The sequence below is a fragment of the Bradyrhizobium sp. UFLA05-112 genome (assembly GCF_053572325.1).
Genome location: NZ_JBANBK010000185.1, coordinates 1 through 3,433 on the forward strand (window position 1 = coordinate 1; position 3,433 = coordinate 3,433).

A 3,433-nucleotide genomic window follows, 5' to 3' on the forward strand; every position below is an offset into this window, starting at 1 on the left:
TCCACAGGCCGAGACGCTGCCGCCCCCCGCCAAGCCCGAGAAACCGCAGCACCGGCGGAGGTGGCGGCGGTTCCTCACGCTTGGCGCGCTTCGAAGAGTAGCTCCGCCGGTGCTGCGGTTTCTCGGGCTTGGCGGGGGGCGGCAGCGTCTCGGCCTGTGGAGAGGCCTGCTGGGGCGATGCGTCCTGACCGCGCATCGACAGCCGCTGGCCGTCGAACACGGTGGTCTCGCAGGCTCGTTCGTTCTCGATGAGACCGGCGCAGATCTTGGCAGCGGCGGCCGCATTCACCAGCGGACCGGCACCGAGGTGGAGCTGCATGCCGGCACCGGTCTTGCTCTCCTTGATCATGATGATCGGCCGGAGGTTGGCGATCTCCGGGTTGGACTTGATCAGGCCCTGCCATAGCGCGCGCAGGCCGCCGATCGAGTTGGCGCTGCCGAGATCCACCGCGAAGCGGGTCTGCTGCACTGATATCGCCGGCGCTGGCGGCTCGCTCTCAGCGGCCTCGGGCTCAGCAGCGGCAGTTGTCGCCGCGACCTCGGTCGGCGATGCCGCGTCGTCCTTTGGCGTCTCGGCTTTTTCCGACTTCTCCGTCTTGTCGGCCTTGTCAGCCTTATCCGACTTGTCTGCCGTTTCCGGCTGGGCCAGCTTGGATGCGCTGGGATCGGGCGGCGCCATCACCGATTTGGACGCAATCAGCGGCATGGTTGGCAGCCCGGCAGGCGATGTTGAGAATTGCGGAACAAGCGATGCCGCAGCAGCGGTCTGGGGCGGCGGAGCGGCCTGCTGCTTGGCCTGATCCTTGCTCTGGTCCTTGTTCAGTTCCTTGGCGGGCTCTTTGGCGGCGTCCGCGCGCGCCTTGTCGCCCGCCGCAGGCGTCGAGGCGACCGGCGCGACGTTTGGCGCAGCGGGCGAAGGTGAGGGCATCGGTTGCGCGGTGGCCGCCGCCGTCTCCTGCGGCTTGGCTGCGGGCGTCTGCGGCGGCGCTGTATTCTGCTTTGCCACTGCGCCGGTGACGGAATCGAGCCCTTGCTCCAAGACCGTGACGCGCGAATAAAGCCGGTCGCGATCGGTGTTGAGCGTCTCGATCGCGGATGCCAGCCTGCGGGCTTCGCTCTGGCTCTCCCTCGTCAGCATCTGGAGCCGGTCGGTCTGGCGCGTGAGATCGGCGGCTGCGATCTGGTCGCGCCGCCAGCCGAGCTGCGCCTGATTGGCCATCACTGCGATCACCACGGCGCCGACGGCCCCGACGCCCCACGAGCCGAGCCGCCACATCATGCGGCGATCGAACTCGTTTTCCTCAGCCAGGAGCCCGGCGAGAAGACCGCCGGAATCCCTGGTCTCGAAGACGCCGGCCAGTGGGTCGGAATCCTTTGCCATGATCGTTAAGTGCCCAGCCCCGTCGAGCTTCCCCGAATCAATCAGGGAACATTAACAGGAAATGCGGGATGCACTTGAATTCCGGGCATTTGCGGGGGTAGCAAAACGCCTCTATGACGACGCGCAAGCACCTCGCGCCAATCGGAAGCGATTCGGCCGACACTGGAATCACTGGAAATATCGATGACCGCCCGCTCCAGCCTCACGATCGTACTCGCCGCCGGCGAAGGCACGCGCATGCGATCGAGCCTGCCAAAAGTGCTGCATCCGGTCGCGGGGCAGCCGCTGCTCGCCCACGTGCTGGCGGCCGCTCCGAATGGAACCGGCACGTCGCTTGCGGTGGTGATCGGGCCCGAGCATGCAGCGGTTGCGGATGAAGCGCGGCGTATCCGGCCCGACGCGCTCACCTTCGTGCAGCCCGAACGGCTTGGCACCGCGCATGCGGTGCTGGCGGCGCGCGAGGCGATTGCGCGCGGCGCAGATGATCTTCTGATCGCGTTCGGCGACACGCCGCTGATCTCGGCCGAAACGTTCGAGCGGCTGCGCGCGCCGCTCGCGAGCGGTGCGGCGCTTGCCGCGCTCGGCTTTCGTGCCGCCGATCCGACGGGCTACGGCCGGTTCATCGTCGAAGGCGATCGTCTGGTTGCGATCCGCGAGCACGCGGATGCGAGCGCTGAAGACCGCAAGATCACGCTGTGCAACGCCGGCGTGATGGCGCTGGACGGGCGCCGCGCGCTGGCGATCCTCGACAAGATCGGCAATGCGAATTCGAAGGGCGAATATTATCTGACGGACGCGGTCGGGATCGTCCGCGAACAGGGATGGGAGGCCGTCGTGATCGAGACCGGTGAGGACGAAGTGCGCGGCATTAACACCAAGGCGCAGCTGGCTGAAGCAGAAAGCGTAATGCAGGGGCGACTGCGCAACGCGGCGATGGAAGCCGGCGTCACGCTGATCGCGCCCGATACTGTCTACCTTGCCGCTGACACGACCTACGGCAAGGACGTCACGATCGAGCCCTTCGTGGTGATCGGTCCGGGCGTGTCGATCGCCGACGGTGCTGTCATCCATTCATTCTCGCACATCGTGCAGAGTTCGATTGGCAAGAACGCGTCCGTCGGTCCGTTCGCGCGTATGCGGCCGGGCAGCTCGCTTGGCGAAGGTGCCAAAATCGGCAACTTCGTGGAGACCAAGGCCGCGACGCTTGAGGCGGGCGCGAAAGCCAATCATCTCGCCTACATTGGTGATGCGATCGTCGGCGCCAAGTCCAATATCGGTGCAGGCACCATCACCTGCAACTACGACGGATTCGGCAAGCATAAAACGTTGATCGGAAAGGGCGCCTTCGTCGGCACCAACTCCTCGCTGGTCGCGCCCGTCAAAATCGGCAACGGCGCCTATATCGGCTCGGGCTCGGTGATAACGAAAGACGTTCCTGACGATGCGATGGCACTGGAACGCAATCAGCAGACCATCCGCGAAGGCGGCGCGGCGCGCTATCGCGAAATGAAGACGGGTGCAAAGAAGCCCAAAGATTGAGCTTCGTTATTCGTCCTCCGCGAATTCGGAGAAGATCGCGCGGGTCAGACGCCAGCCGCGCGGCTTGGCGCGCTTCACGGGCTCGCCGGCAGCGTGCTTGATGAAGACGGGTTTGCTTTCCTTGCCGCGTTGCGGCGGCGGCCAATGCGCCAGGTGCGTGCCAGTGGTTTCGCTGGCATGCACATACATCGATGACAGACCTTTGCGGTCGGACGAGCGCTTCATGGCCTTGATCTCCACGCGAGGAATCGTTGGCCAAATCTGTTGACAGCCGGTTAATGCGCGCGGTTAAAGGCGAACGAACCCAAGCCGCGGATCGCTGCATTAAGGCTGCGTGCATTTTGTGCTGTCGCAATCCGCAATAATTATTGAGTATCGGCCATCCCAGGAACTTCGTTAAACACTGCGGGTGTCCTTTTGATGATTTTTCGACGATTTGGGGGATATTGATCCGCATGTGCGGGATTGTCGGCATTCTCGGGCTCGAACCGGTTGCAGAGCAATTGGTGGATT

Annotated in this window: 3 protein-coding genes; 1 reads left to right on the top strand and 2 read right to left on the bottom strand. The window is 64.5% G+C overall.

The window, feature by feature from the left end; genetic code table 11:
- Positions 1–1,381, bottom strand: a 1,381-nt coding sequence (locus SO180_RS42150; protein ID WP_449384668.1) for a hypothetical protein, incomplete at its 3' end; no start/stop codon positions are given.
- A gap of 183 nt (positions 1,382–1,564) precedes the next feature.
- Between SO180_RS42150 and glmU the strand changes: the two genes are divergently transcribed.
- On the top strand, positions 1,565–2,920 hold the full coding sequence (glmU, locus tag SO180_RS42155) for a bifunctional UDP-N-acetylglucosamine diphosphorylase/glucosamine-1-phosphate N-acetyltransferase GlmU (RefSeq protein ID WP_449384669.1): 1,356 nt from the start codon (positions 1,565–1,567) through the stop codon (positions 2,918–2,920).
- A gap of 6 nt (positions 2,921–2,926) precedes the next feature.
- On the opposite strand, the gene SO180_RS42160 is transcribed toward glmU, so the two are convergent.
- Positions 2,927–3,145, bottom strand: coding sequence for a hypothetical protein (locus SO180_RS42160; protein WP_449384670.1), 219 nt, complete (start codon positions 3,143–3,145; stop codon positions 2,927–2,929).
- Positions 3,146–3,433: the final 288 nt, after the last annotated feature.